The following is a 26,847-nucleotide window of genomic DNA, read 5'->3' on the forward strand; positions in this document are numbered from 1 at the left end:
CCTTTGACGGCTCAGTGTCCGGCACCCGCCGCACGCACGCGAGCCACGGCGTGTTCCAGGTCGTTCCACGCCGGCCGGTCGGGTGCGTAGCGTTGCCGCATGTAGGCGGCCAGCTCGCCGATCTGGCGATCGCTCAGCGCGTCCTTGAACGCGGGCATGAAGCCGATGTCGCGCGAGGCCGGCTCGCGCACGCCGTGCAGGATGGCCTGGATCAGGTTGTCGGGGCGGTCGCTGTGCAGGTTGGTATTCAGCGCGAGCGGCACGTTCACGCCGAGCAGGCGCGGGCCGTCGCCGTCATGGTGACAGGCGGCGCAGGCCATTTCGAACATGCGCTGGGCCGGGCCGCGCAGCTGCTGCGCTTGCTCAAGGCTGCGTGCCAGGGCCGCTTCGGCAGCGGCCTGCGCCTGGCTTTGAGCCTGTGCAGGGTCGGCGGCCGAGGGCTGGAACGACGCCAGGTAGTGCGCCATCGCACGCACGTCGCTCTCCGGCAACGTGGCCAGTTCACGCACCACCGGTGCCATCGGGCCGGCCGCGATGCCATGGCGTGCCGAGTGGCCGTGGCGCAGGTACTCGAACAGGTCGGTCTCGGTCCAGGGCACCGGCGCTGCGCCCAACGCGGTGAGCGAGGGCGCTTCCCAGCCTTCGACCATGGCGCCGCCCAGGAAGGCACGGCCGCTCTGCACGGCGCCGGCCCCGTTGCGCGGGGTGTGGCAGGCGGCACAGTGCCCCACGCCGTTGACGAGGTAGGCGCCGCGGTTCCACTGCGCCGAGCGAGCCGGCTCGGCTGCGACCGGCCCGGGCTGCAGGTACAGCGCATTCCACAGCGACATCAGCGGGCGCAGGCTGAACGGGAAGGCCAGCCGCGTTTCAGGCGCCTCGTGCCGCACCGCCGGCTGGGCCATCAGGTAGGCGTACAACGCCATCAGGTCGTCGTCGGTGATGCGCGTGAAGGCGGTGTAGGGAAAGGCCGGGTAGAGGTGGCGCCCATCGCGGGACACGCCTTCGCGCATCGCCCGCTGGAAGGCGTTGAAGGACCAGCGGCCGATGCCGGTGTCCGGGTCCGGCGTCAGGTTGGTCGTGTAGACCGTGCCGAACGGCGTCGGCATCGCGCGGCCCCCGGCGTTGGGCGTGCCGCCCGGCGCGGTGTGGCAGACCACGCAATCGCCGGCGGCGGCGAGCTGGCGCCCGCGTTCGATGGTGGCGGCCGTGTAGATCGAGGCGTCCGGCCGGCTGACCGGCGCGATGGCCGGGCGCCAGCCGAGCATCGCGGCGCCCACGCTCAGCGTGCCGGCTGCCAGCGCGCCGGCCGCCGCCCACCAGCGCTTGCGCCGCGGCCACGGGGCATCGTGCGGCGCTTCGCGTGTTGCCGGTGCAGGGGCCGGCGCAGCCGGTTGGCCTGGCGGGGGTGCCGGCAAGGGGTTCAGCGCCGCACGCACCACCTCGGGCGTGAACGGCGGCTGCCGGAAGCGCACGCCGGTGGCGTCGAAGATCGCGTTGGCGATCGCCGCGGTGCCGGGCACCGACGACGACTCGCCGGCCCCCAGCGGCGGCTGGTCCGGGCGCGGCATCATCATCACCTCGACGACCGGCACTTCACGGAAGCTCAGGATCGGGTAGCTGCCCCATTCGCGGTTGGCCACCACATGCGTGCCGGGCTCGGTGCGTACCTGCTCCTTCAGCGCCCGGCTGGTGGTCTGCAGCACGTTGCCGTGGATCTGGTGCTGCACGCCGGCGGGGTTGATCATCAGCCCGGCGTCGTGCCCGACCACCACGCGCTTGACGTGCACCTCGCCGGTGTCGCGGTTGACGTCGACGTCGGCCACCCAAGCTGCCCACGATGCCCCGAAACCCGGCCACTTGCTGTGCACGTAACGGGCATAGGCGACACCCTGGCCATGCAGCATGTCGCCGGTGGCGCCCTGCTGTTGCGGTTGCGTGTGCGGGATCCACCCGGCGCGCTTCGCGGTGGCGTCGAGCAGCTCGTGCGCGCGCGGGTCTTTCAAGTGGCGCAGCCGGAACGCCACCGGGTCTTCGCCGGCCGCGGTGGCGAGCTCGTCGACGTAGGACTCGTGCGCGAACGAATTGGGCAGTGCCGAGACGCCGCGCAACCACGACGCCCGCAGGATGGGCGCCATGTCGTTGATCGCGACACGCAGGTGCGGGTAGTCGTAGGGTGGGCGGGCGGTGCGGTCGCCCATCTCGTAGGCCTGTGCAGCCGGCTCGATCGTGCGCGTGAGCAGCAGTGCGAGCGTCGGCGCGCCGTTGGACGGGTAGGAGGTGGCAAAGTCATAGGCGACCGAACCATCCGCTGCGAGCCCGCCGTCGACCTGCATCCATTGCGCGGCGCCTTTCGGTTCCCACTGGTGCTCCTGCTCGCGCGTGAGTTGCACGCGCACCGGGGCACCGACCGCGCGCGACAGCAGCGCCGCGTCGGCGGCCACGTCGTCGGCGCCGTTGCGGCCGTAGCACCCGGCGGCTTCCATGCGCACCACCTCGACCGCGACGTCGGGCAGGCCGGTCAGTCGCGACAGGTCGAGCCGCAGCACGTGCGGGTTCTGCGTGCCGGCCCACACCGTCAGGCGGTCGCCGCGCCAGTCGGCCAGCGCGCACGACGGGCCGATCGACGCATGCATCTGGTAGGGCCACAGGTAGGTGCGCGTCAGGCGTTGCGCAGCGCCTGCGCTGGCCGCGTCCACGTCGCCCTCGTCGACCAGCACCCGGCGGCTCGACGGGTGGGCGCGCAGCGCCTGCTCGATGTCGTCGGTGCGCGGCAGCCCGGGCCAGTCTTTCCAGCGCACTTGCAGTTCGCGCGCCGCCTGCTCGGCGTGCTCTTCGCGTTCGGCCACCACGCCGACGAAGTCGCGGATCACAACCACCGCCCGGATGCCGGGGATGTGGGCGATCGACTGCTCGTCGACGGCCTCCAGCGTGTTGCCGATGAACTCGCCGTGGTCGGCACCGGCATACGGCGGCCGCACCACGCGGCCATGCAGCATGCCGGGCACCCGCATGTCGTGCACGAAGGCCGGTTCGCCGGCGGCCTTGGCCGGAATGTCGACCCGCGCGGCCGGCGTGCCGACGATGCGGTAGTCCTCGACGCGCTTGACCGCCACGCCCGGGTCGAGCTGCAGCTGCACGTGCCGGCCCCTCAGCAGTTCGTCGTAGCGCACGCCGCGTTGCGGCTCGCCGACCACGTGCACGAAACCATCGTCCACGGCCAGCGCCGACGGCTCGGCCTGCAGCGCTTGCGCCGCCTGCCGCAACAGGAACGAGCGCGCCTGCGCAGCTGCCTGGCGCAGCGGCACGGCGTGAATCTGGATCGAGGCGCTGGCGATGGTCGCGCCCTGGTTCGGCGCACGCGCGGTGTCGCCGAGCACCATGTGCACGCGGGCCAGTGCCACGTCGAGTTCCTCAGCGACGATCTGTGCCAGCGCGGTGCGGATGCCGGTGCCGAGGTCGACGTGCCCGTGCAGCGCGATCACATCGCCGTCGTCCCACACCGACAGCAGGATCTCGACGCCTTCGGCAGGGTTGCCCGGTACCGCGGCCGGCTGGCCCGGGGTAGGCGGCGGCGCAGGGGGCGGGTCACGCGTGACGAGCAGCACGCCGCTGGCGGACAGGAAGTCGGCGCGCGTCCGTAGCGAGGCGATGCGTTGCGCAGCGGTGGGCGCTGTCATGCGGTGCACTCCGGCGGCTCGCCGCGCAGCCGTTCGGCGGCCCGCAGCACGGCGCGGATGATCTCCAGGTGCGTGCCGCAGCGGCACAGGTTGCCCGACAGCGCGCGCCGCACGTCGTCCTCGGACGGGTGCCCGTTCTCACGCAGCAGCGCCACCGTCGTCATGATCATCCCGTTGAGGCAGTAGCCGCACTGCGCGGCCTGCTCGTCGATGAAGGCCTGCTGCACCGGGTGCAGCACGCCGTCGCGCGCGAGACCTTCCAGCGTGGTGATCTCACGGCCGGCCATGCCACCGGCGGGGATCACGCAGGAGCGCGCCGCGACACCGTCGACCAGCACCGTGCAGGCGCCGCACTGGCCCAGGCCGCAGCCGTATTTCGGTGCGGCCAGGCCGCAGTCGTTGCGCAGCACGTTCAGCAGCGGTGCATCGGGCGGTACCGCCAGCAGTTGCAGGCGGCCGTTGACTTGCAATGAGCAGCTCGGCGGGGGCGTACGGGACATGGGACAGACAGGACGAACGAATTCAGCGAACCAGGCGGCCGTCGGCCAGGTACATCTCGAGGTCGACGTAGTGCGAGCCGTTGTGGTTGCCCGGGCCGTAGGTGACCGGGAAGTCCCCGATGTTGAACGTCCCGATGCGTTCCATGGCCTGGATGAAACCCTGGCGCGTGAGGTCGCGCCCCGCACGCCGCAGCCCTTCGACGAACACGCGTGCGACGATGTAGCCTTCCAGCGCGTTGTAGCTGTCGATCTTCTCGCCGAACTCGGCGCGGTCGCGCTGGTACTCGGCCACGATCGCATAGCGCGTCAATGTCGGCGGCGGCACGATGCTGGCGGTCACCACGCCCTGGAGCCCGCCTTGCAGGCGGCTGGCCGAGCCCGGCGCGTCGGTGATGCCGACCGAGATGGTGTAGAGCGGCGCCGCCGCACCGGTCGCGCGGTAGTCGCGGATGAAAACCTCCACCATGCGGCCGGCCATGATCATCAGCACGGCACCCGGTCGGGCCTTGTTGAGTGCCGCGACCTGCGGCTGCGCATCGGTGGCGGCAATCGCCAGCGGCACCGACTCGACCACCTGCACGTTCAGCCCGGCGGCGATCTTCAACGCGGTGTCGAGGTTGGACTTGCCGAACGCGCTGTCCTGGTAGACCGCCGCGATGCGGTGGATGCCCAGCGTGGCCAGGTGGCCGATGATCTTGCGCAGCTCGCTCTCGTAGCTGGCGCGCACGTGGAACAGGTAGCGGTTGTGCGTGGTGCGAAACGACGTGGTGCCCACCATGGGCGCGAACATCGGTACGCCGGCCTTCTCGGCGATCGGCAGCGACGCGATCAGGTTGCCGGTCGCCACGTAGCCGATCAGCGCGAAGACCCGGTCCTGCTCGATCAGCGTCACGGTGTTGTCGGCGGTGCGCTTGGGCTCGTAGGCATCGTCGTGCGACACCAGCTCGATGCGCCGGCCGAACACGCCGCCCTGCTTGTTGGTGCGCTGCAGGTAGAGCTGGATGCCGGCCCGGTAGTCGACGCCGAAGTCGCGTGCCGGCCCGCTGAACACCGCCGACTGTCCGATGACGATGCGGGTGTCGCTGACGCCGGTTTCGGCGTGCAGCCCCGGCACCGACAAGCCGGTGACGCACAACAGGGCCAGAGTGCGCAGGCAGGCGCGTAGCGTGTCGAACATCCGTTTCTCCCTCGAAAGAATGGGGCGCATCGGCCCCGGATGACCGGCACCCTGCGTCCGCCGGGGCCGGTGCACAAGATGCCTCTCAGACGCTCAGGTAGGCTCGCCGCACGTCGTCGTCGGCGGCCAGTTCGGCCATCGAGCCGGTGTAGCGGATCTCGCCCTTTTCAAGCACGTAGGCGCGATCGGACACCAGCTCGGCGAAGTGCATGTTCTGCTCGGACAGCAGGATGCTGACCCCTTGCGCCTTCAGCGCCAGGATCATGTGCGCCATCTGCTCGACGATCACCGGCGCGACGCCTTCCGAAGGCTCGTCGAGCAGCACCAGGTAGGGGTTGCCCATCAGCGTGCGGGCCACCGTGAGCATCTGCTGCTCGCCGCCGCTCATGCGCCCGCCCGGGCGGGTGGGCATCTCGCCGAGGTTGGGGAACAGCTCGAACAGCGCCTGCGGCGTCCACACCGGCGCGGCGCTGCCGTCAGCCCAGTGGCGCGGCGGCTGGCGCCCCACCTCGAGGTTCTCCATCACCGTGAGGTCGGTGAAGATGCGGCGGTCTTCCGGCACGAAACCCAGCCCCTGTGTCGCAATCGCGTGCGGCTCGCTGCGCGAGACGTCCTGCCCGAGGAAGGCGACCCGGCCGCGGCGCCGGCTCACCATGCCCATGACGGTCTTCAGCGTGGTCGACTTGCCGGCGCCGTTGCGGCCCATCAGCGCGACCACCTCGCCGCGCCGCACCTGCAGGTCGACGCCGAACAGGATCTGCGCGGCGCCGTACCAGGCCGACAGGCCCTGCACCTCGAGCAGCATCTCGGCCGGCGTGTTGGCGGTGTGAGCCATCGTCATGCCACCTCCCTCGTGGACGGGTTCTGTAGCGGGGCCTTTTTCTCGAAGGTCTTGCCGCTGCCGAAGTAGACCTCCTGCACCTTGGGGTGGTCGCGGATCTCGGCAGGCCGGCCCTCGGCGATCAGCCGGCCGCGCGCCAGCACGATCATGCGGTCAGCGTAGGCGAATACGACGTCCATGCTGTGCTCGGTGAACAGCACCGCCATGCCGCGCTCGACCACCAGTCGCTTGGTCAGTGCCATCAGCTCGTTGCGCTCTTTGGGGGCCATGCCGGCGGTGGGCTCGTCCATCAGCAGCAGCTTGGGCTGGTTGGCCATCGCGATGGCGAGCTCCACCCGCTTGACGTCGCCGTACGCCAGCACGCTGCACGGGCGGTCGGCCTGCGCCGCCATGCCCACCTGTTCCAGCAGGGCCAACGCTTCGGCGCGCCGGTGGTCGGCGGCGCGGCGCCACATCGAGAACAAGCGGCGGTCGTGCGAGATCAGCGCCATCTGCACGTTCTCGACCACCGTCAGCGACGAGAAGGTCTCGGCAATCTGGAAGGTGCGGCCCACACCCAGCTGCCAGATCTGGCGAGGCTTCAGGCCGGCGAGCTCACGGCCGGCCAGCGCGATCGAGCCGGTGTCCGGCCGGATCTGGCCGTTGACCATGTTGAAGGTGGTCGACTTGCCGGCACCGTTGGGACCGATCAGCGCCAGCAGCTCGCCGGCCGCGACGTCGAAGCTGATGCCGTCGACGGCCCTGACGCCGCCGAAGGACTTGCCCAGACCGTTGACTGTCAGCAGGCTCATGCGTCTGCTCCTGCAGCGTGGCGACGGCGCTCGAAAAGCTGGCGGAAGAAGCCGGCGATGCCTTGCGGGAACAGCAGCACCAGCAGCAGGATGATCGCGCCCAGCATGGCACGCCAGTAGTCGGTGGCGCGCGCCACCGTGTCGTGCAGCCAGGTGAAGGTGACCGCGCCCACCACCGGCCCGGCCAGCGTCTGCAGGCCACCCAGCAGCACCATCACCAGGCCGTCGACCGACTTGCCGACGGCAATCGCCTCAGGCGAGATGCTGCCCTTCGAGAACGCGAACAAGGCGCCAGCCAGGCCGGCGAAGGCCCCGGCGACGACAAAGGCCACCCACTGCACGCGCTTGACGTCGATGCCGATGGCGTCCGAGCGCAGCGGCGAGTCGCGGCCCGCGCGCATCGCGTAGCCGAACGGCGAGAACAGCATGCGGCGCAGGCCCAGCACGCCGGCCACCACCAGCGCCAGCGTGAGGTAGTAGTACGCCTGCTTCGGCGACAGCCACTCGGCCGGCCACACGCCGGTCAGCCCGTTGCTGCCGCCGGTGAAGGCGTCCCACTGGTAGACCACGGCCCAGGTGATCTGGGCGAAGGCCAGCGTCAGCATCGCCAGATACACACCCGACAGGCGCACCGCGAACCAGCCGAACACCAACGCTCCGAGCGCCGCAGCCACGGGGGCGGCCACCAGTGCCGCCTCCATCGGCAACCCGGCGGCACGCACCAGCAGCGCCGCCGCGTAGGCACCAAGGCCGAAATAGGCCGCATGGCCGAACGAGTGCATGCCGGCGGGGCCCATGATGAAGTGCAGGCTGGCGGCGAACAGCGCGGCCACCATCAGGTCGATGACCAGCACGGCCATGTACGGGGAGTCGCTGGTCATCGGCGGCAACGCGACGAGTGCCAGCACCAGGCCGATGCCGCCGAGCACGAACAGCCGCCCGGGCGGCCGCAGCGGCGCCTCCGCGGCGCCGCCGTGGCGGCTGGCGCCCTGAGGCCGGCCCATCAGGCCCCACGGGCGCACCACCAGCACGGCCGCCATGACGAGAAACTCGACCACCAGCGTGAGCTTGGAAAAGCTGATGCTGACGCCGAACACGTCGACCAGCCCCAGCCAGATGCAGATGGCCTTGAGCTCGGCGATCAGCAAGGCCGCGACATAGGCGCCCGGGATGGAGCCCATGCCGCCCACCACCACCACCACGAAGGCCGCGCCGATGGTGTGCAAGTCCATTTCCAGGTTGGCCGGCTCGCGCGGCAGTTGCAGCGCGCCGCCCAGCCCGGCCAGCAGGGCACCGAGCGCGAACACCGCGGTGAACAGCCAGGCCTGGTTGACGCCGAGCGCGCTGACCATCTCGCGGTCCTGCGTGGCCGCGCGCACCAGCGTGCCCCAGCGCGTGCGGTTGAGCAGCAGCCACAGCAAGCCGAGCACCAACGGGCCCACGACGATCAGGAACAGGTCGTACGAGGGGAACTGGCGGCCGAGGATGCCGACCGAACCCGACAGCCCCGGCGCGCGCGGCCCGAGCAGCTCCTCGGGGCCCCACAGCCACAGTACCGCGTCGCGCAGCACCAGCACCAGCGCAAAGGTGGCCAGCAGCTGGAACAGTTCGGGTGCACGGTAGATGCGCCGCAACAGCGTCATTTCGACGACGGCGCCGAGCACCCCCACCGCGACGGCCGCCAGCAGCAGCGCAGGCCAGAAGCCCAGGCCGGTGCCGAGCCGCTCCACCAGCGAGTAGGCGACGTAGATGCCCACCATGTAGAACGAGCCGTGGGCGAAGTTGACGATGCGGGTGACGCCGAAGATCAGCGACAGGCCTGCCGCGACGAGAAACAGCGACGAGGCGCCCGCCAGCCCGTTGAGCAGCTGGACGATGAAGCCGGACAAGCTCATGCGGCCACCTCGGGCGGCGTGCGTCGGGGGGACGGGGACACTCTCATGCCATCACTCTCGCAAGCAGTAGGTTCGCAAAACAGGCACCCGGTGCGCCGCGCCGGGTGGGGCTGTCACTCGGCAGGTCGCAGCTTCTTCGCCTCGGCGGCCGGGGGCAGGTAGCGCGCACCGTCCAGGTAGCGGTAATCGACCATCACCCCCTTGCCGCCGTCGTTCTTGGTGCGGCCGACGTAGCCGCCCATCGTCGACTGGTGGTCTTCGGCCCGGTAGGTGATCGGCCCGAACGGCGTGCTGACCGACAAGCCGCGGAAGGCGGCGATCAGCTTCTCGGTGTCGGTCGAGCCCGCCTTGCGGATGCCTTCACCGAGCGACTTGATGGTGCTGTAGCCCACCACCGAGCCGAGCCGCGGGTAGTCCTTGAACTTGGCGCGGTAGGCCGCTTCGAAGGCCCTGTGCTCGGCCGTCTGGATGCCGTACCACGGGTAGCCGGTGACGATCCAGCCGTTCGGCGCCTCGTCCTTCAGCGGGTCCATGTACTCGGGTTCGCCGGTGAGCAGGCTGACCACCTCGCGGCCCTGGAACAGGCCGCGGGTGTTGCCTTCGCGCACGAAGCGCGACAGGTCGGCGCCGAACAGCACGTTGAAGATCGCGTCGGGCTTGGCGTCGGCCAGCGCCTGTACCACGCTGCCGGCGTCGACCTTGCCCAGCGGCGTGGCCTGCTCGGTGACGAACTCGACATCGGGCTGGGCCTGCTTCATCAGCTTCTTGAAGGTGGCCACGGCGGACTGGCCGTACTCGTAGTTGGGGTACACCAGGGCCCAGCGCTTCTTCTTCAGCGCTGCCGCCTCGGGGGCCAGCATCGCCACCTGCATGTAGGTCGACGGGCGCAGGCGGAAGGTGTAGCGGTTGCCGTTGTCCCAGACGATCTTGTCGGTCAGCGGCTCGCCGGCGAGGAAGAAGAACTTCTTCTGCTTTGCGAAGTCGGTCAGGGCCAGCCCGACGTGCGACAGGAAGGAGCCGGCCAGCACGTCGACGCGCTCGCGCGAGACCAGTTCCTCGGCGACCCGCACCGCGTCGCCCGGGTTGGCGTTGTCGTCGCGGATCACCAGCTCGACCTTCTTGCCGTTCAGCCCGCCGGCCTGGTTGATCTCGTCGACGGCCAGTTCCATGCCCTTGCGGTAGGGCTCGAGGAAGGCGGGCTGCGCCTTGTAGCTGTTGATTTCCCCGATCTTGATGACGTCCTGGGCCCAGGCGGCCGAACCGAGGGCGCCGCTCGCCACGGCAGCGGCGAGGGCAACGAGATGGCGTCTTGTGGTCATGAGCAGCTCTCCTTCTGTATGAGCGACGGGAACGGGGGGCGGGGACAAATTCAAGGTGTGCGGTGCGTCAGCGCAGGCCGTCCTGGCCCTGGATCTCGCCGACCTGCAGGCCGCCGATGCGGGGCAGGGGGCGGCCGCCGTCGGTGACGACCACCGCCACGACGATCTCGTTCGCGCGTGGCGCGTCGCTGACGCGGGCCTCCATCGCGTCGAAGTGGCTGCGCACGTAGGCGGCATCCTTGTGGCCCAGCGGCACGTCGATCGCGCAGCCCATGCCGCCGCGCTTCTTGGCCGACGGCACCAGCGCCGCACCTTTCTCGACAGCGCGGCGCAACGGTGCGCCCAGCTTCGGGTGCAGGATGGCGGCGGCGTGTTCCAGCTCGCCCGCTTCGCCGACGATGGCCGCCTTGCCGTAGCTGTGCGCCTGCCCCGGTGCGATGCCCAGCGCCTGCACGCACTTGTCGCCCAGCAGCGCGCCCATCTCTTCGCCGATGGCGACCAGCTCGTCGAGCTGCTCGACGTAGCGCCCCGCGCACGGGTTGTCGATCACCGCGATCGCCAGCGCCTTGCGCACCGGGGGCGTGACGGGCTGGTCCATCTCGACGAGGGTCTCGTCCACCTGGACGATCAGCTTGCGGATCTTGGCTGGCATGGAGGTCTCCTGGATCGTTGAGTCTTGTCGGGGAGCGGCGCGTTCAGCGCAGGCCGTCCCATTGCGCGATGTCGGCTGCACGCAGACCGCCGACGCGCGCATGGACGCGTGGCCCGGTGCTCATCACGAGGATGAAGGCGACCTCGTCGGCACGCGGCGCACCGGGCACCCGCACCTCGATCGCGTCGAAGTGGCTGCGCACGTAGCAGGCGTTGATGTGCGTGAGCGGCACGTCGAGCGTGGCACCGGGGCCGCCGACCTTCTTGGTCGACGGCACGATGGCCAGCGCGTTCGCCGGCTGCCCCTTCACGCCGTCGGCGCGACCTTGCGCGTAGGCACTGCGGTCGCCTTTCCAGCCGAGCAGCTCGCGCATGGCATAGCCGCCGGGCACATGCCACAACGCGCCGTGTTCCAGTTCGCCCGCTTCGCCGACGATGGCGCCCTTGCCGTAACCCTCGATCCGCTCGGGCGGCACGCCCATCGCGGTGCACAGGCGGTGCGCCATCTGCACCCCGACGGGCTGCAGCGCGTCCATCATCGGCAGGATCTCGGGCTCGTAGCGGCCCGCGAACGGGTTGCGCAGCACGGCGGCAATGGCGCCGCGCCGCAGCGGCGTCGGGGCGGTGGGGCCGAACTCGTGATGGATGTCTTCGACATGCGTGTAGACGCGCCGGATCTCAATCATCTGTGCTCCAGGGGGCATGAGGCGTCGCCCCGTCCTGCCCACGCAGCGGGCGCGCCGTGCACCGGGGCCGGCGCGGCGGGCAAGGAGGCGGGGCGAAGCGGCTTCATGCGGTTTCGTTAAGCAATTACTGAACCAGTTCTCTCGGCCTCGGCGCTGGCGCGTGCGTGAGGCAGCCGCGCCACCTCGGCCCAGCGTACGCCTTCGGCGCCGACCGTCACCACCTGCCCCTGGCACACCAGCACCGCGCTGTGGGCCAGCCCCTGCCGGCACATCTGCTGCGCCGCGGTGCGGCCGGCCGCCAGTGCACGGTGCACCGTCGAGGCAGCGAGCACAGGCACCGCCACGGTGACCAGCAACACGCCCAGGTCGCTATCGTCCTTCAGCTCGCAGGCCGGGCGGCGGACGATGCGCGGGTCGTCCACGTCGACCGCGTTGCCGATCAGCGTGGCAGCCACGTCGGCTTCGGCTGCGGTGCGCGCGAGCACCGTCACGCTGTCGGCGATGCCGAGCGAGAAGCTGCGCCCGCGCCAGCCGCTGGTCGCGACGCCGCGCACCGGCAGCTCGTGCGGCACCACGAAGCGGCCGTCGGTGGCCAGGCGCTGTCCGGCGTCGGCGCGCGCAGGCTCGCTCACCAGGCCGACGTTGACCGAGGCACCCGGGCTCAGGTGCAAGGCGATGTCGCCCCCGTTGTTGATCCAGGCCCGCGTGATCCCGGGCCGTGCGTAGCAGCGCACCATGTCGTCGCTCACCGCACCCGCCACCGCGGCCATCGGCGTCACGAAGGTGCGGCGGTGTGGGTGACAGGCCTGCCACATGCGACGCGCCACCGGGCCGCGCAGCCGCGGTTCGAAGGGTGCGTAGGGGTCGACCGGCTCGCGCAGCGCCGGCAGTTCGGCCACCAGTTCGGGCAACACGCTGCCGAACCGCTGCCAGGCCTGCTCGTGACAGTCCGCCACCACGCGCGGGTCTCCCCCGGCTCCGATGACGAGGTCGATCGGGCCATGCTGGAAGTGCCAGCGTGCACCGGGCAGGGAGTGGCGGGCGGCTTGCATGACGGTCAGAGCGTGTTCATACCACGGTCAACCGAGCATCGGGGCCTGGCCCAGCGGCCAGCCGTTGCCCGGCTCGGGTTGGCCCCACTGCAGCGACTTCGGCGCGCCCTCGTTGTGCCAGGCGCCGCTGCGCAGCACCTCGTCGAGCGAGCGTACGTGCTCGAGGTGGCCGCCGAGGGCGCGATAGTGCTGCAGCTGCATCGTGAATTCGATCGGCGCGACGATGGCCGGCGTGGGCACCGTGCCGAAGCTGTTGTCCGGCATGCGCGACACGTCCGTCATCACGGTGATGCCGCCGCCCGGCCACACATAGGCCGGCGCACCGCCGCAGGTCACGTTGACGAGCGAGCGCTTGATCGCGCGGGTCAGCAGCACCGGGTTCTCGGTCGCGCCGGCCCGCAGGCTGCCGCCGGCGCCGGCCAGGAACAGCACGCTGGTCAACGAAGGCTCGCAGTTCTCGCCGATGCGGTCGACCACCGCCCGCACGGCGGCGGGCATTTCCTGCGGTTGCGGTTGCAGGTGCTCGTCGAGCACATACCAGGCCGCGTGTTCGCCGGTGGTCGACACCATCAGCAGCCGCAGGCCGGGCCAGGCCAAGGATTCGTCCCAGCCTTCGATGATGGACAGCGGGTCGGAGATGTCGGTGCCGCCCCATCCGATGCCGGGGTTGGCGACCTGGAAGTAGCGGCCCGGCGTGGACTTGCGGCCGCGGATCTTCAGACCCGAAGGGCGGATGTCCAGACAGCGGCCTGCCTGGTGCTCGGTCAGCACGCCGGTGATGTGGTCGTCGACCACCACCACCTCGTCGGCCTGTCCGAACCACTGCTTGGCGAAGATGCCGATCGTGGCCGAGCCGCAGCCGACGCGCATGCGCTGCTCCTCGACGCCGTTGACGATGGGCGCGCGGCCGGCCTGCACGACCAGCTGGGCGCCGCCGTCGATGCTGATTTCCACGGCCTGCTTGTTGCCGAGCTGCTGCATCATCTCGACGGCGACGCGGCCCTCTTTCTTGCTGCCGCCGGTGAGGTGGTGCACCCCGCCGATCGACAGCATCTGCGAGCCGTACTCGGCGGTGGTCACGTGGCCGACCACCTCGCCCTTGCAGCGGATGTTGGCCTGCTCGGGGCCGAGCCAGCGGTCGGTGTCGATCTTCACCTTGAAGCTGCAGTAGCTGAAGATGCCTTCGGTGACCACGGTCACCATGTCGACGCCCTCGGCCTGCGACGAGACGATGAACGGCGCGGGCTTGTAGTCGGGGTAGGTGGTCGACGAGCCCACGCCGGTGACGAACACCTCGCCGGGCATGGCCTGCGCGGGCGGCGCTGCCTCCGGGGTGTCCGCCTGCCGCGCCGCGAACGGCACCAGCCGCACCTCGCCGGCGTCGAAAGTGCGGCGCAGCATCACCACCGGGTCCACGCGCACCAGCACACCGCCTTCGTTGGCGTAGCGGTCGCAGGCGCCGCTGCGTCCTTCGGTGATCTGGCACAGCACCGGGCAGGCGTTGCACTCGATCTTGTTGGTCGCCATGCGCTCGTTGCGCGGCTTTGCACGCTCGAGCACCTGGGGCATCAGGTCCATCTCGGGCAGGCCATCGGTCTTGGTGTGCTCAGTCATCGCGGGTCGACTTTCCTGGTACCTGTGGGGCGGTACTAGCGGATTCCGTGCCAGTTGCGGGTCATTGCCGGAGCAGCTTCGTTTATGTAGTATTCACTTAATCAAAATGTTGTGATCACTACATGAAGAGGCAATCTAGCGCAATCGGACGGATCTGGCAACGAGACTTTCACTGCCCCGGCCCGGGGCGCGAACGGAGCTGAAAATGACCCATGTGGTGACTGATGCCTGCATACGGTGCAAATACACCGACTGCGTCGACGTGTGCCCGGTGGACTGCTTCCACGAAGGCCCCAACTTTCTCGCCATCGACCCGGACGAATGCATCGACTGCGCTGTCTGCGTGCCCGAGTGCCCCGCGGGCGCCATCCTGGCCGAGGACGATCTGCCGGCAGAGCTGGCAGGATGGGTCGCGCTGAATGCCGAGCTGGCACGGCAATGGCCGGTGATCTCGCAGCGGCAGGCGCCGCTGCCGCAGGCCGAGCAGTGGAAGGACACACCGGGCAAGCTGGCCTATCTCGAACGCTGAGCGCCTCGCGGCGCCTACCATCCCCTCAGGAGAAAACGCCATGAGTGCATTCAACGAAGAGAAAGTGCTGAGCGTCCACCACTGGACCGACAAGCTGTTCACCTTCACCACCACGCGCGATCCGTCGCTGCGGTTCAGCAACGGCCACTTCACGATGATCGGCCTGCGCGTCGACGGCAAGCCCTTGCTGCGCGCCTACAGCATCGTCAGCGCCAACTACGAGGAGCACCTCGAGTTCCTCAGCATCAAGGTGCCGGACGGCCCGCTCACGTCCCGCCTGCAGCACGTGCAGGTCGGCGACACCATCGTGGTCGGGCGCAAGCCCACCGGCACGCTGCTGATCGACTACCTGCTGCCCGGCCGGCGGCTGTACCTGCTGTCGACCGGCACCGGGCTGGCGCCGTTCATGAGCATCGTGCGCGACCCGGAAACCTACGAGAAGTTCGAGCAGGTGGTGCTGGTGCACGGCGTGCGCCAGATCGACGAACTGGCCTACCACGACCTGCTGGTCGAGCACCTGCCCAACCACGAGTTCCTCGGCGACCTGGTCAGCAGCAAGCTGCGCTACTACCCGACCGTCACCCGCGAGGCCTACCGCAACATGGGCCGCGTGACGCAGCTGATCGACACCGGCAAGCTGTTCGAAGACCTGGGCGTGCCGCCGCTGGACCGGGCCCACGACCGCGCGATGATCTGCGGCAGCCCCGGCATGCTGCGCGACCTGAAGCACTCGCTGGAGCAGCGCGGCTTCAAGGAAGGCAACACCTCGACGCCGGGCGACTTCGTCATCGAGCGCGCGTTCGCCGAGCAATGAGCGCCCCCCGCAGCGTGGCGGCCGAGCCGCGCACATCGAGGCCCGACGCCGCGCTCGCGTAGCATCGGAGCCGCCCGAACCCCCGGATACGACCTGCCATGGCCACTTCTTCCTCCCGGCGCGCTGCCGCCAAGTCGTCGTCCGCGGTGCGCCGCCCCGGCGTGCGCGAGCTGGCCGCCAAGGCCACCCGCGACAGCATCCTGCGCGCCGCGACGCGGGTCTTCGCCAAGCACGGCTTCGACGGCGGGCGCGTCGAGCAGATCTCGAAGGCGGCCAAGTCGTACGACCGCATGATCTATTACTACTTCGGCAGCAAGGAAGGCCTGTTCATCGCGGTGATCGAGGACATCTACCGCCGCATGAACGACGCCGAGTCCGAACTCGACATCAACATCGAGCAGCCGGTCGAGTCGCTCAAGCTGGTGGTGAGCTTCGTGCGCGACTACTACCGCAAGAACCCCGAGTTCGTCACGCTGCTCAACACCGAGAACCTGCACAAGGGCAAGCACATCAGCAAGTCGCTGCGCGCGCGCGAGTACTCGTCGCCGACGATCTCGGTGATCGACGAACTGCTGCGCAGCGGTGCCCGCCAGGGCGTGTTCCGCACCGACGTCAACGCACGCGACGTCTATCTGATGATGGCTGCGATGGGCTACTTCTACCAGTCCAACCGCTACACGCTGTCGGCCTTTCTCGGTGAAGACCTCGAAGATCCGGCCTCGGTGGCGCACTGGGAGGCCTTCATGATCGATGCGGTGCTGCGCACCGTGGCACGCGCACCGGGACCGGCACGCAGCGCTTGAGGCGGTCTCTGCGTTCATGTAGCATCCACTGAACGAATGCCGGCGCGCGGCGCCGCCCGATGCACCCACCCCACGGAGCTGTCCCAATGGCTGAACCCCTCGCGAGCGCCAAGTCCGGCAAGGTCGTCATCACCAACATCGGCCTGCTGCTGTCGGGCGACATCGACCGGCCGGTGCTCGACGCCGACACCGTCGTGGTGCGCGACGGACTGATCGAGGCCGTCGGCCGGCAGGCCGATTGCGACATCGAGCAGGCCGACACGCTGATCGACGCACGCCGCACCTGCGTCTGCCCGGGCCTGATCGACAGCCACGTGCACCCGGTGTTCGGCGACTGGACGCCGCGCCAGAACCAGTTCGGCTGGATCGACTCGACGATGAACGGTGGCGTCACCACGATGATCTCGGCCGGCGAGGTGCACCTGCCCGGGCGGCCCAAGGACATCGTCGGGCTCAAGGCGCTCGCCATCACCGCGCAGCGCGCCTACGACAACTTCCGCCCCGGCGGCGTCAAGGTGCTGGCCGGCGCGCCGGTGATCGAGAAGGGCATGGTCGAGGACGACTTCCGCGAACTCGCGGCCGCCGGCGTCAAGCTGCTGGGCGAGGTCGGACTGGGCACCGTCAAGGCAGGCGAGGAAGCCGCCCAGATGGTTCGCTGGGCGCGCAAGTACGGCATCCAGAGCACCATCCACACCGGCGGGCCGTCCATCCCCGGCTCGGGGCTGATCGACAAGGACGTGGTGCTCGAGGCCGACGCCGACGTCATCGGTCACATCAACGGCGGCCACACGGCGCTGCCCTGGCGCCACGTGTGCGAGCTGTGCGAGAAGTCGTCGCGGGCGATCGAGATCGTGCACAACGGCAACGAGAAGGTCGCGCTGGCGGCGGCCAACGCGGCGATCGAGCTGAAGTGCCCGCACCGCGTGATCCTGGGCACCGACGGACCGGCCGGCTCGGGCGTGCAGCCGCTGGGCATCCTGCGCATGATCGCCTTCCTGTCCAGCGTCGGCGGCATTCCGGCCGAGCAGGTGTTCTGCTTCGCCACCGGCAACACCGCGCGGCTGCGAGGGCTGAACTGCGGCCTGGTCGAAGTGGGCCGGGCGGCGGATTTCGTCTTCCTCGACCGTGCGCAGCATTCGGCAGGGCAAGACTTGCTCGAAAGCGTTGAACTGGGCGACCTGCCGGGCGTCGGCATGGTGATGATCGACGGCATCGTGCGCTGCGGGCGCAGCCGCAACACGCCGCCGGCCCAGGAAGTGCCGGTCGTCGTGGCGTCCCACTGACAGGGCGCAAGGCCGGCGCCGGCCGGCCGGTGGCGCGCCGCTTTTCCCGCGGTCCCCAAGCTCTGCAACAATCGCCCCCACGTCTGACGAGGGAGAGAACATGCAGGGGAGCATTCGTGTCCGGTGGATCGCGGCCGCGATGGTCGTGTTGGTGGCTGCAGCGGCCGCCTGGTGGTGGAGCCAGCAGCGTGGCGCCGATGCGCCGACGGCCGGCGTCGACCCCGCCGCAGCGTTCGAGGTCGCGGAGTGCAAGCCGCGGCTGATGGACGACCAGCCGGCGCTGGCGGTCGTTTTCACGCAGCCGCTCGACCGCACGCAGTCGCTCGGCGAATACCTGCGGGTCGTCGACCTGGGGCCCTTGAGCGGCCAGCAGGAGGCCACCAGCGAGCAGGGCGTCGACGCCCGGCAGGCGCCCAAGGGCAGCGCAGGGGCGTCGGCCCCTGAAGGCAAGATCGTCCAGGGCCACTGGACCATCGGCGACAACCCGCGCATCGCCTACTTCCCCTACATCCAGCCGCAGCGCAACTTCCGCATCGAGGTGCAGGCCGGGTTGCTGTCGGTCGACGGCGTCAAGCTGGCCGACGGCAAGCGCTGCGAACTGGCGAGCGACGCGATGGCGCCGTCGTGGTACTTCGCCAGCCGCGGCGTCGTGCTGCCGGCCGGCCAGAACGGCGGGCTGCCCATCGTCACGGTGAACCAGCCCGAGGTCGACGTGCAGTTCCTGCGCGTCGAGCCGGGCGATCTGCCGCGCTTCTTCGAGCGGGTGGCCGGCGGGCGCCCGAGCAGCGACGAGGAAGACGAGGAATACCACGGCTACAGCGAGAACTCGAGCTTCAAGGGCCGTGTCGGCGGCTGGGAACTCGACCAGTTGCGCAGCAGCACGCGCAGCGTCTATCTCGGCCGCTTCAAGACCGACGACACGCCGAACCGCCGGCACGTCACCTTCCTGCCGGTCGAAACCATCAAGGAGCTGCAGGAGCCCGGCGTCTACGTCGCGGTGATGGCGCAGCCGGGGCGCTTCAGCAACGACTACCAGGTCACCTATTTCTACGTCAGCGACATCGGCGTGCATGCGCGCCGCTACGCGAAGGGGCTGAGCGCCTTCGCCACCTCGCTGAAAACCGGCAAGGGGCTGTCCGGCGTCGAATACGAACTGCTCGACGAGAACGCGCGTTCGCTCGGCAAGGCAGAGGCCGACGGCGACGGCCATGCCGCCTTCGCAGACGTGCCGGCGGCGGCACGCCTGCTGGTGGCACGCCAGGGCCGCGAGATGACCGTGATCGTGCTGCGCGAACCGGGGCTCGACCTGTCGGAGTTCGACGTCGGCGGCCATTTGTCGTCCAACACCAAGCTGTTTGTCTATGCCGGGCGCGACCTGTACCGCCCCGGCGAGCGCTTCGACGTCTCGGTGCTCGCCCGCAATGCCGACGGCCGCGCGCTGGCGCCGATGCCGCTGCAGGCCACGCTCAAGCGTCCCGATGGCCGCACGGTGCAGACGCTGAGCTGGCGCCCCGACACGCAGCGCCCCGGCTACTACCAGCGCAACCTGGCACTGCCGGCCGATGCGCAGACCGGCACGTGGTCGCTGGAGCTGCGTGCCGACCCGGGCGGCGCCGCGGACGCTCGCTGGAAGTTCCAGGTCGAGGAGTTCCTGCCCGAGCGCATGAAGCTCGAGCTGCGCACCGACAAGCCGGTGCTGATGGCTGGCGACGCCTTCCAGGTCGACGTGCAGGGCGACTACCTGTTCGGCTCGCCCGCGGCCGGCAACCGGCTGCTGGTGAGCGCGGCCACCGAGCGCGCCACCCACGCGCTGCCGAAGCAGTGGCCCGGTTTCGTGTTCGGCGACTTCGCCGACGACAGCCGCAAGTCGCGCGAAGAGGTCGAAGACGGCTCGCTCGACGAGCAGGGCCAGGCGCAGGTCACGCTGCCGGTCAACGCCGACGGCGCCGCGTCGCCGATCACCGTGCGCGGCAGCTTCAGCCTGCTGGAATCGGGCGGCCGGCCGGTGGTGCGGTCGATCGAGCGCATCGTGTGGCCGGCCGACAAGCTGCTGGCGCTGCGGCCGCTGTTCGACCGCGACGTCACCCGTGAAGGCGGCCAGGCCGAGTTCGAGCTGGTCCGCGTCGACACGCAGGGCAGGCTCGCACCGGTGCAGGGCGTCAAGCTGAACCTGGTGCGCGAGGAGCGCCAGTACTACTGGCGCTTCGACGACCAGAAAGGCTGGCACTCGGGCTACACCGAGACCGACGAGCCGGTCGAGTCGCGCACCGTCGACGTGGCCGAGCGGACCCGCATCGGCGCGCCGGTCAACTGGGGCCGCTACCGGCTGGAAGCCGAAGACCCGCAGACCGGCCTCAAGCTGCGCTACCGCTTCTATGCCGGCTGGAACGCGCAGGACGCCGAAGACATCGGCAACCGGCCCGACCGCGTGCAGCTGAAGCTCGCCGACGCGCCGCTGAAAGCCGGCGACAAGGCCAGGATCATGATCACGCCGCCGCACGACGGCACCGCGCTGGTCACGGTCGAAGGCGACCGCCTGCTGTGGAGCCAGCGCATCGACGTGTCGACCAAGGGCGTCACCATCGAAGTACCGGTCGACGCGCAATGGGCCCGGCACGACCTGTACGCCACGGTCACGGTGTTCCGGCCCGGCAGCGAGGGCAACCGCGTGACGCCCGCCCGCGCCGTCGGGCTGGTGCACCTGCCGCTCGCGCGCGACGACCGCAAGCTGCAGGTGGCGCTGACGGCCCCGGCCAAGGTGCTGCCCGAGAAGCGCACCGTGGTGAAGGTCAAGGCGCAGGGGCTGCAAGGGCAGGGCGCTTTTGTCACCGTCTCGGCGGTCGACGTCGGCATCCTCAACATCACGCGCTACCGCACGCCCGACCCGGTCGACTTCTTCTTCGGCAAGCACCGCTACGCGCCTGAGCTGCTCGACATGTACGGCAAGCTGATCGAGAAGATGGAGGGCCGCCAGGGCAAGCTCGCCTTTGGCGGCGACTCCGGCATGCGCGGCGACACCCAGAGCCTGCCGAAGAAAGTGAAGCTGGTCGACCTGTTCAGCGGACCGGTGGCGCTGAACGCGCAGGGCGAGGCCGAGGTGGCGCTCGACATCCCCGACTTCAACGGCACGCTGCGGCTGATGGCCGTGGTGGCGTCGCCCGAGCGCTTCGGCAGCACCGAGGCCGAGATGGTGGCCGCCGCGCCGGTGGTGGCCGAGCTGGCCATGCCGCGTTTCATCTCGCCCGGCGACGCCGCGACCATCGCGCTCGACGTCACCAACCTGAGCGGCGCCCCGCAAGACCTGAAAGTGAAGCTCGAAGGCGCCGACCCGGTGCGCATCCGCGAGGGTGAGCGCACGGTGAGCCTGAAGCACCAGCAGCGCACCACGCTGCGCTTTGCCGCTGAAGCGACCGACGCCTACGGGCTGGGCCGGCTGCGGCTGCAGGTCACGTCGGCCTCGGGCCTGAAGATCGTGCGCGAGTCGGTGCTGCAGGTGCAGCCGCCGGTGCCCCAGGAACGCGACGTGCGGCGCGTCAAGCTCGACCCCGGGCAGAGCCTGAAGCTCGAGCCGGCGTGGGTCGAGAAGTACTTCAAGGGTTCTGCCGCCGTCAACCTGACGGTGTCGAACAAGCCGCCGCTCAACATCAACCGCCTGGTGCAGGGCTTGCTGGAGTACCCGTACGGCTGCGTCGAGCAGACCACCAGCGCCGCCTACCCGCATGTCTTCATCGACGAGGCGGCGGCCAAGGCCTACGGGCTGAAGGGGGGCAGCCGCGACGAGCGTGCGCAGTTCATCGAAGGCGCGATCGGCCGCCTGGCCGGCATGCAGCGCTCCAACGGCGGCTACACGCTGTGGGGCGACGGCGCCTACGAGGCGTGGATCTCGGCCTACGTGATGGGCTTCCTGCAGGACGCGCGGGCACAGGGTTTCACGGTGCCCGACGGCATCTACAAGAACGGCCAGGACTGGCTGCTGCAGCAACTGCAGCAGGCCCCCAACCGCTTCCCCGGCCTGCCTGCCAGCGCGACGCCCGACAAGGCCGGCAACATCGACTCGCGCGAGTACACGCTGCTGCGCGACAGCCACCAGCGCTTTGCCGAGATGGCGCATGCCGGCTACGTGCTGGCGCGCGACCAGAAGGCGCCGCTGGCGATGCTGCGCTTCCTGCACGACAAGATGCGCGACCGCGCGCGCTCGCCGCTGCCGCTGGTGCACCTGTCGATCGCACTGAAGCTGATGGGCGACGAGGCCCGCTCGAAGGTGGCGCTGGAAGAAGCCATGAAGCGGCCCTACGGCATCCGTGCCAACCTGGGCAACCCCGGCTACGGATGGGGCGACGAGTGGCTGGGCGACTACGGCTCGCCGGCGCGCGACCTGGCGATGTCGTACGCGCTGCTGGTGCGTCACGACATCCGGCACGCCCGTCGTGAAAACCTGTTGTTCGACCTGGCCACGCGGCTGGGTGGGCGGCAGTACTACTCGACCCAGGAGCGGCTGTCGCTGTTCCTGGCCGCGCGTGCGGCCGGCGGCAGCGAAGGCAGCGAGTGGACCGCCGTGCTGCGCACCGGCGAGGCTGCGCAGGCAGTGAGCTCGCGCAGCACCGAGATGCGCAGCTTCGGCGCGGCGGCACTGGCGCAGGGCGTCACGCTGACCAGCCAGCACGGCGAAGCGCTGTTCGTCGAAGTCGAGGCGAGCGGCTACCCGGCCCAGCCGCCCGCGCCGCGCAGCGACGTGATCGAGCTGCGCCGCGAGTGGTTCGAACTCGACGGCCGCCCCTGGAGCCACCGCCCGCTGAAGGTGGGCGACATGCTCATCGTGCGCTTGCAGGCGCGTGCGCGGTACCCGCTGGAAGACGGCCTGATCGTCGATCGCATCCCGGCCGGCTTCGAGGTCGAGAACCTCAACCTGTCGCAGGGGCCGAAGGCGGAGGAGTTCGTCGTCGGCGGCGTCAACGTGGCGCAGGCCATGGCCGACCCGCGCATCAAGCACCGCGAATATCGCGACGACCGCTATGTGGCCGCGGCGCGGCTGGAGCCGCAACTGCTCAACGTGTTCTACTTGGTGCGGGTGGTCAGCCCCGGCCGCTACGTGGTGCCGGCCCCGTTCGCCGAAGACATGTACCGGCCCGAGCTGCGCGCGGTGGGGGCGGCGCCGAACCCGGTGGCCATCACCGACCCGCGCGGCGGCGGCGTGCCCGAGCTGGAGTCCGCCCCGGCCGGGGCGGCCGCGGCACCGGCTGCCACGGCGAGCGGCCCGGTGCCAGCGGCCGCGCCGGCCGCGTCGGCGGCGAGCGCGCCGCAGTAGCGGGGCGGCGATGACGCGCGGGCGGCGGCTCGAGCTGGCACTGGCTGCCGTGCTGGTGCTGCTGCTCGCGCTCGACCTGGCCTTTGCGCCGCCCATACCGGTGCCCGACCGCGGCACCGTGATCGCTGCGCGCGACGGCACGCCGTTGCGCACCTATCCCAGCGTCGACGGCGTCTGGCGCCAGCCGGTCACGCCCGACGAGGTGTCGCCGCTCTACCTCGAAGCCCTGCTGCACTACGAAGACCGCTGGTTTCGCTGGCACCCCGGTGTCAACCCGGTGGCGCTCGCGCGGGCCGCCTGGCAGTGGGCGCGCCATGGGCGGGTGGTGTCCGGCGGCTCGACGCTGACCATGCAGGTGGCGCGCATCCTCGACCCGCCCCGGCGCGGCGAGGCACGCAGCGTGCGCGCCAAGCTGCGGCAGATGCTGCGAGCGCTGCAACTCGAGCTGCGCCTGAGCAAGCGCGAGATCCTGACGCTCTACCTTAACCATGCCCCGATGGGCGGCATCGTCGAAGGCGTCGAGATGGCCAGCCGCGCCTACCTCGGCAAGTCGAGCGAATACCTCAGCCATGCCGAGGCCGCGCTGCTCGCGGCGTTGCCGCAGGCCCCGTCGCGCCTGCGGCCCGACCGCGCGCCGCGGCGGGCCCAGGCCGTGCGCGACAAGGTGCTCGACCGCCTGCAGGCCTACGGCGTGTGGACACCCCAGGAGGTGGCCGACGCCCGCATGGAGATCGTCGCGGTGCAACCGATCCGCGCGCAGTGGATCGCGCCGCTGGCCGCCGAGCGCCTGCGCGCGACCCGGGGCCGGGCAGGGCCGGCGGTGGTCGAGTCGACACTGGACGTCGAGCTGCAATCCAGCGTCGAGCGCATGCTGCTCGACCGCACCGGCGGCCTGCCGCCCAAGGTGTCGATGGCCGTGCTGGTGATGCACAACGACACGCTGGAGGTGCACGCCTACGCCGGCTCGGCCGACTTCACCGACCCGCAGCGCGCCGCCCACGTCGACATGGTGCGCGGCGTGCGTTCGCCCGGCTCGACGCTGAAACCCTTTCTTTATGCGCTGGCGCTCGACGATGGGCTGATCCACTCGGAAAGCCTGCTGATCGACGCGCCGCAGTCCTTCGGCGGCTACCAGCCCGGCAACTTCCAGGCTTCGTTCAGCGGGCCGGTGAGCGTTTCCGAGGCCTTGCAGCGGTCGCTCAACGTGCCGGCCGTCGACCTGCTCGACCGCATCGGCCCCGCGCGTTTCGCCGCCATGCTGCGCGCGGGCGGCCTGCGCCTGCGCATGCCGGCCGGCTCGAGTGCCAACCTGAGCCTCATCCTGGGCGGCGGCGGCACCACGCTGGAAGAACTGGTGGGTGCCTACCGGGCGCTGGCCCGCGGCGGCCTGTCGGGCCGGCCGCGGCTGACGCCGCAGGCGCCGCGCATCGAAGCGCGTCTGATGAGCGCCGGCGCCGCCTTCATCGTGCGCGACATCCTGGAGTCGGGCGGCCACCCCGACCGGCCGTTCGCCGAGGCGCACCGCCGCGTCGCCTGGAAGACCGGCACCAGCTTCGGCTTCCGGGACGCCTGGGCCGTGGGCGTGACCGACGAGTACACCGTCGGCGTGTGGGTCGGCCGGCCCGACGGCACGCCCAACCCCGGCTTTTTCGGCGCCAACGTGGCCGCGCCGCTGCTGCACGACATCGTCTCGGCGCTGCCGCCCGTGTCGCCTGCGGCGGCCGCCAGCCGCAGGCAGCCGGACAGCGTTGCTGCCGTGGCGATCTGCTGGCCGCTGGGGCGGCGTGCCGACAGCACCGACCCCACCCACTGCCAGGTGCGCCGCACCGGCTGGGCGCTGAACGGCGGGGTGCCGCCCACGCTGCCCGACCGCGCCCGCAGCGGCGGCCTGCTGGCCAGCCTGGCCGCCTGCGGGCAAGCCGGCGAGGTGGCCCGCTGGCCCGCCGCGTTGGAACCCTGGCTGGCGCATGCGCCTGCGGGGTGTGCCCGCGCGCTGGACGGTGGCACGGCCTTGCGCATCGCCGGCCTCGAAGCAGGGGCGGTGCTGAAGCCGACGCCGGGCCGCCACGAGGTCGAGGTGCACGTCGGCACGCTCGGCGCCGCCGGGGCCTCGACGCCGGTCTACTGGCTCGTCGATGGCCAGCAGCACCAGCGCGCACAGGCCGGCGAGCGGGTGCTGCTGCGCTTCGCCAGCAACGGGCGGCACAGCATCACGGCGCTCGACGAGCGCGGGCGGTTCCACCGCATCGAGGTGACGATCAGCGGGATCTGAGTGCGGCCCGACCCGCCGTTCAGTGGCGCAGCGCCTGTTCGAAGAAACCGACGATCTCGTCGCTCAACTGCCGATGGAAACGCTCGCGATCGAAGCCCGGCGGGTCGGTCGGGACGGGGCCCAGGCGGTCTTTCCAGGCCGGGTCGGTCGGCACGATGAAGGCGTAGTGGCCGGCACCTGCCGCCAGCCGCGCCTGCCCGCCCGCCGGCAACTGGGTGCGCAACTGGTCGTAGTGATAGGCCCGCGGCAACACTTCGTCGTGTTCGGCGCCGATCATCTTCACGGTGGCAGCACTGCCCGCCAGGCTGCCGGGCACGATGGGCTGGCCCAGCGGCGCCATCAGCACGGCCGCCCGGATGCGCGGGTCACGCACGGTGCCCGATGCGGTGGCCGACGCCGGCAGCTGCAGCGGCGTGCCGCCCGGTGCGGCGACGCCGATCTTCGGGTCACGAAAGGCGCAGGCCGGGTCGTCGGCCACGGCCGCGCAATGCTGCAGCATGCGCCGGGTATCCGGCACGCCGCCGGCCAGGGCCGCCACCGAAAAACCGCCGGCCGAATGCCCCATCGCACCGACGCGCGCCGGGTCGATCGAACGACGCCATTGCGGGTGGGCCAGCAACTGGTCGAGCAGGTGCGTCAGCTGGCGGGGGCGCTCGAAGAAGTAGCGCGCGTCGGCCGACATCGACCGGTCGCGGAAGTTGTCGCCCGGGTGGACCGGGCTGGCGACCAGGAAACCCCGGCGCGCCAGGGCTTCGGCCTGCAGGTGGTGGTTCAGCGCGCCACCGCCGGTGCCGTGCGACACCAGTACCACCGGATACTGCCCGTCGACCACCGCCGCACCGAGCGCGACGCTCGGCCGATACGGCCCGAAGCTGCGCAAGGCCTCGGCCGCCCGCGTGGGGTACCACAGCGTCACTTCCATGCGCCCGCCGTGATACGGCACCTCGAAGGCCGTCATGCCGGCGTTGTAGGCCGGCGGCTGTGCCGCCGCTGCCGTTGCACCGGCCAGCGCCGCTGCGGTCATCCATCGTTTCCACATGGGCCGTTCCCTCCTGGTGTGCTTGATGGCCGGCATGTTCGCGCCGGGCCATCAGGCGCGACACCATTGCGCGACGAAACGCAGGAATGCGGCGGCGAAGCACCGCTGCAGGGAGCGAGCCGCTAGAATGCGGGTCTTTCGGGGTGTAGCGCAGCCTGGTAGCGCAACTGCTTTGGGAGCAGTGGGTCGGATGTTCGAATCATCTCACCCCGACCAACATCGGCAAGGGTTAGCGGCTTAGCGGCTGCTAACCCTTGTGTCGTTTGGGGACGACGAGGCAGTGACCCACGGGTGGCCGGGGCGCGCGGTGCCGGCGGCGCCTTGATCACGAAGGTTCCCGGGGATCTCTTCCGCCCGAGCTACAGCCGGCTCGGGCAAGCAGGGGTAAAGGATCAAGACGGCCGTCAGGAATGCTCCGGTTGCGCGAATCCCGCGTGCGGACCCCCGCGATCGAGTGGGGCAAAAAGTGAAACGGCGAGCCGCGCCTGTCGGGATGGCCAGGGGTCGGAGAGCGAGGGGCTGCATAAAATCGGCCGCGCATTACAACGACCGCACAAGCGGCCCATCCACACGCCCACAGGGAGGCGCACCATGACCAT

18 protein-coding genes and 1 tRNA gene are annotated in these 26,847 nt (G+C 70.4%); 7 read left to right on the forward strand and 12 right to left on the reverse strand.

What is annotated here, in order from left to right:
• Positions 1–11: 11 nt before the first annotated feature.
• The 11 genes from M8A51_RS10385 to M8A51_RS10435 all read right to left on the reverse strand — a co-directional run bounded on the left by M8A51_RS10385 (position 12) and on the right by M8A51_RS10435 (position 14,203).
• Positions 12–3,677, reverse strand: coding sequence for a molybdopterin cofactor-binding domain-containing protein (locus M8A51_RS10385; RefSeq protein ID WP_251778145.1), 3,666 nt, complete (start codon positions 3,675–3,677; stop codon positions 12–14).
• Complete coding sequence (locus M8A51_RS10390; RefSeq protein WP_251778146.1) at positions 3,674–4,177, reverse strand: (2Fe-2S)-binding protein; 504 nt, start codon at positions 4,175–4,177, stop codon at positions 3,674–3,676. The genes M8A51_RS10385 and M8A51_RS10390 overlap by 4 nt, the downstream gene beginning before the upstream one ends.
• Positions 4,178–4,199: 22 nt before the next feature.
• On the reverse strand, positions 4,200–5,354 hold the full coding sequence (locus M8A51_RS10395; RefSeq protein ID WP_251778147.1) for an ABC transporter substrate-binding protein: 1,155 nt from the start codon (positions 5,352–5,354) through the stop codon (positions 4,200–4,202).
• Positions 5,355–5,439: 85 nt separating this feature from the next.
• A complete protein-coding gene (locus tag M8A51_RS10400; protein ID WP_251778448.1) occupies positions 5,440–6,189 on the reverse strand; it encodes an ABC transporter ATP-binding protein in 750 nt (249 codons plus the stop codon).
• Positions 6,190–6,191: 2 nt separating this feature from the next.
• A complete protein-coding gene (locus M8A51_RS10405; protein ID WP_251778148.1) occupies positions 6,192–6,986 on the reverse strand; it encodes an ABC transporter ATP-binding protein in 795 nt (264 codons plus the stop codon).
• Entirely contained in the window at positions 6,983–8,881 is a 1,899-nt protein-coding gene (locus M8A51_RS10410; RefSeq protein ID WP_251778149.1) for an ABC transporter permease, read from the reverse strand. Before M8A51_RS10410 ends, M8A51_RS10405 begins: the two co-directional genes overlap by 4 nt.
• A 113-nt stretch (positions 8,882–8,994) precedes the next feature.
• Positions 8,995–10,200 (reverse strand): ABC transporter substrate-binding protein, encoded by a 1,206-nt coding sequence (locus M8A51_RS10415; protein WP_251778150.1) that lies wholly within the window; start codon positions 10,198–10,200, stop codon positions 8,995–8,997.
• 67 nt (positions 10,201–10,267) lie between these two features.
• Complete coding sequence (locus M8A51_RS10420) at positions 10,268–10,852, reverse strand: amino acid synthesis family protein (RefSeq protein ID WP_251778151.1); 585 nt, start codon at positions 10,850–10,852, stop codon at positions 10,268–10,270.
• Positions 10,853–10,895: 43 nt separating this feature from the next.
• Positions 10,896–11,537 carry an amino acid synthesis family protein gene (locus M8A51_RS10425; protein WP_251778152.1) on the reverse strand — a complete coding sequence of 214 codons (642 nt, stop codon included), beginning with the start codon at positions 11,535–11,537 and terminating at the stop codon, positions 10,896–10,898.
• Positions 11,538–11,653: 116 nt separating this feature from the next.
• Positions 11,654–12,589, reverse strand: a complete 936-nt coding sequence (locus tag M8A51_RS10430; protein ID WP_251778153.1) for a UPF0280 family protein — start codon at positions 12,587–12,589, stop codon at positions 11,654–11,656.
• A gap of 27 nt (positions 12,590–12,616) precedes the next feature.
• Positions 12,617–14,203 carry a 6-hydroxynicotinate reductase gene (locus tag M8A51_RS10435; RefSeq protein ID WP_251778154.1) on the reverse strand — a complete coding sequence of 529 codons (1,587 nt, stop codon included), beginning with the start codon at positions 14,201–14,203 and terminating at the stop codon, positions 12,617–12,619.
• 205 nt (positions 14,204–14,408) lie between these two features.
• On the opposite strand from M8A51_RS10435, the gene fdxA reads away from it, so the two are divergent.
• From fdxA to pbpC, 6 genes are all read left to right on the forward strand, one after another.
• Positions 14,409–14,732 (forward strand): ferredoxin FdxA, encoded by a 324-nt coding sequence (fdxA, locus tag M8A51_RS10440; protein WP_251778155.1) that lies wholly within the window; start codon positions 14,409–14,411, stop codon positions 14,730–14,732.
• Between the two features lie 40 nt (positions 14,733–14,772).
• Complete coding sequence (locus M8A51_RS10445; RefSeq protein ID WP_251778156.1) at positions 14,773–15,546, forward strand: ferredoxin--NADP reductase; 774 nt, start codon at positions 14,773–14,775, stop codon at positions 15,544–15,546.
• A gap of 98 nt (positions 15,547–15,644) precedes the next feature.
• A complete protein-coding gene (locus M8A51_RS10450) occupies positions 15,645–16,349 on the forward strand; it encodes a TetR family transcriptional regulator (protein ID WP_251778157.1) in 705 nt (234 codons plus the stop codon).
• 86 nt (positions 16,350–16,435) lie between these two features.
• Positions 16,436–17,632 carry an amidohydrolase family protein gene (locus tag M8A51_RS10455; protein ID WP_251778158.1) on the forward strand — a complete coding sequence of 399 codons (1,197 nt, stop codon included), beginning with the start codon at positions 16,436–16,438 and terminating at the stop codon, positions 17,630–17,632.
• 100 nt (positions 17,633–17,732) lie between these two features.
• The gene (locus tag M8A51_RS10460) at positions 17,733–22,937 is read left to right on the forward strand and encodes an alpha-2-macroglobulin family protein (protein WP_251778159.1); all 5,205 of its coding nucleotides are present in this window, start codon (positions 17,733–17,735) and stop codon (positions 22,935–22,937) included.
• A 10-nt stretch (positions 22,938–22,947) separates the two neighbouring features.
• Positions 22,948–25,209, forward strand: a complete 2,262-nt coding sequence (gene pbpC / locus M8A51_RS10465; protein ID WP_251778160.1) for a penicillin-binding protein 1C — start codon at positions 22,948–22,950, stop codon at positions 25,207–25,209.
• 19 nt (positions 25,210–25,228) lie between these two features.
• Here pbpC and M8A51_RS10470 read toward each other — a convergent pair whose 3' ends face one another.
• Complete coding sequence (locus M8A51_RS10470) at positions 25,229–26,248, reverse strand: alpha/beta hydrolase family protein (RefSeq protein WP_251778161.1); 1,020 nt, start codon at positions 26,246–26,248, stop codon at positions 25,229–25,231.
• Positions 26,249–26,387: 139 nt separating this feature from the next.
• Here M8A51_RS10470 and M8A51_RS10475 point away from each other — a divergent pair.
• Positions 26,388–26,464: transfer RNA gene (locus tag M8A51_RS10475), tRNA-Pro, on the forward strand.
• Positions 26,465–26,847: the final 383 nt, after the last annotated feature.

Origin of the sequence: Caldimonas mangrovi, from assembly GCF_023721835.1 — a bacterium.
Taxonomy (GTDB): Bacteria; Pseudomonadota; Gammaproteobacteria; order Burkholderiales; family Burkholderiaceae_C; genus Caldimonas; species Caldimonas mangrovi.

Coding starts and splice junctions, on each gene's coding strand:
- M8A51_RS10385 (WP_251778145.1), bottom strand. CDS start 3,677: ATGACAGCGCCCACCGCTGCGCAACGCATCGCCTCGCTACGGACGCGC.
- M8A51_RS10390 (WP_251778146.1), bottom strand. CDS start 4,177: ATGTCCCGTACGCCCCCGCCGAGCTGCTCATTGCAAGTCAACGGCCGC.
- M8A51_RS10395 (WP_251778147.1), bottom strand. CDS start 5,354: ATGTTCGACACGCTACGCGCCTGCCTGCGCACTCTGGCCCTGTTGTGC.
- M8A51_RS10400 (WP_251778448.1), bottom strand. CDS start 6,189: ATGGCTCACACCGCCAACACGCCGGCCGAGATGCTGCTCGAGGTGCAG.
- M8A51_RS10405 (WP_251778148.1), bottom strand. CDS start 6,986: ATGAGCCTGCTGACAGTCAACGGTCTGGGCAAGTCCTTCGGCGGCGTC.
- M8A51_RS10410 (WP_251778149.1), bottom strand. CDS start 8,881: ATGAGCTTGTCCGGCTTCATCGTCCAGCTGCTCAACGGGCTGGCGGGC.
- M8A51_RS10415 (WP_251778150.1), bottom strand. CDS start 10,200: ATGACCACAAGACGCCATCTCGTTGCCCTCGCCGCTGCCGTGGCGAGC.
- M8A51_RS10420 (WP_251778151.1), bottom strand. CDS start 10,852: ATGCCAGCCAAGATCCGCAAGCTGATCGTCCAGGTGGACGAGACCCTC.
- M8A51_RS10425 (WP_251778152.1), bottom strand. CDS start 11,537: ATGATTGAGATCCGGCGCGTCTACACGCATGTCGAAGACATCCATCAC.
- M8A51_RS10430 (WP_251778153.1), bottom strand. CDS start 12,589: ATGCAAGCCGCCCGCCACTCCCTGCCCGGTGCACGCTGGCACTTCCAG.
- M8A51_RS10435 (WP_251778154.1), bottom strand. CDS start 14,203: ATGACTGAGCACACCAAGACCGATGGCCTGCCCGAGATGGACCTGATG.
- fdxA (WP_251778155.1), top strand. CDS start 14,409: ATGACCCATGTGGTGACTGATGCCTGCATACGGTGCAAATACACCGAC.
- M8A51_RS10445 (WP_251778156.1), top strand. CDS start 14,773: ATGAGTGCATTCAACGAAGAGAAAGTGCTGAGCGTCCACCACTGGACC.
- M8A51_RS10450 (WP_251778157.1), top strand. CDS start 15,645: ATGGCCACTTCTTCCTCCCGGCGCGCTGCCGCCAAGTCGTCGTCCGCG.
- M8A51_RS10455 (WP_251778158.1), top strand. CDS start 16,436: ATGGCTGAACCCCTCGCGAGCGCCAAGTCCGGCAAGGTCGTCATCACC.
- M8A51_RS10460 (WP_251778159.1), top strand. CDS start 17,733: ATGCAGGGGAGCATTCGTGTCCGGTGGATCGCGGCCGCGATGGTCGTG.
- pbpC (WP_251778160.1), top strand. CDS start 22,948: ATGACGCGCGGGCGGCGGCTCGAGCTGGCACTGGCTGCCGTGCTGGTG.
- M8A51_RS10470 (WP_251778161.1), bottom strand. CDS start 26,248: ATGTGGAAACGATGGATGACCGCAGCGGCGCTGGCCGGTGCAACGGCA.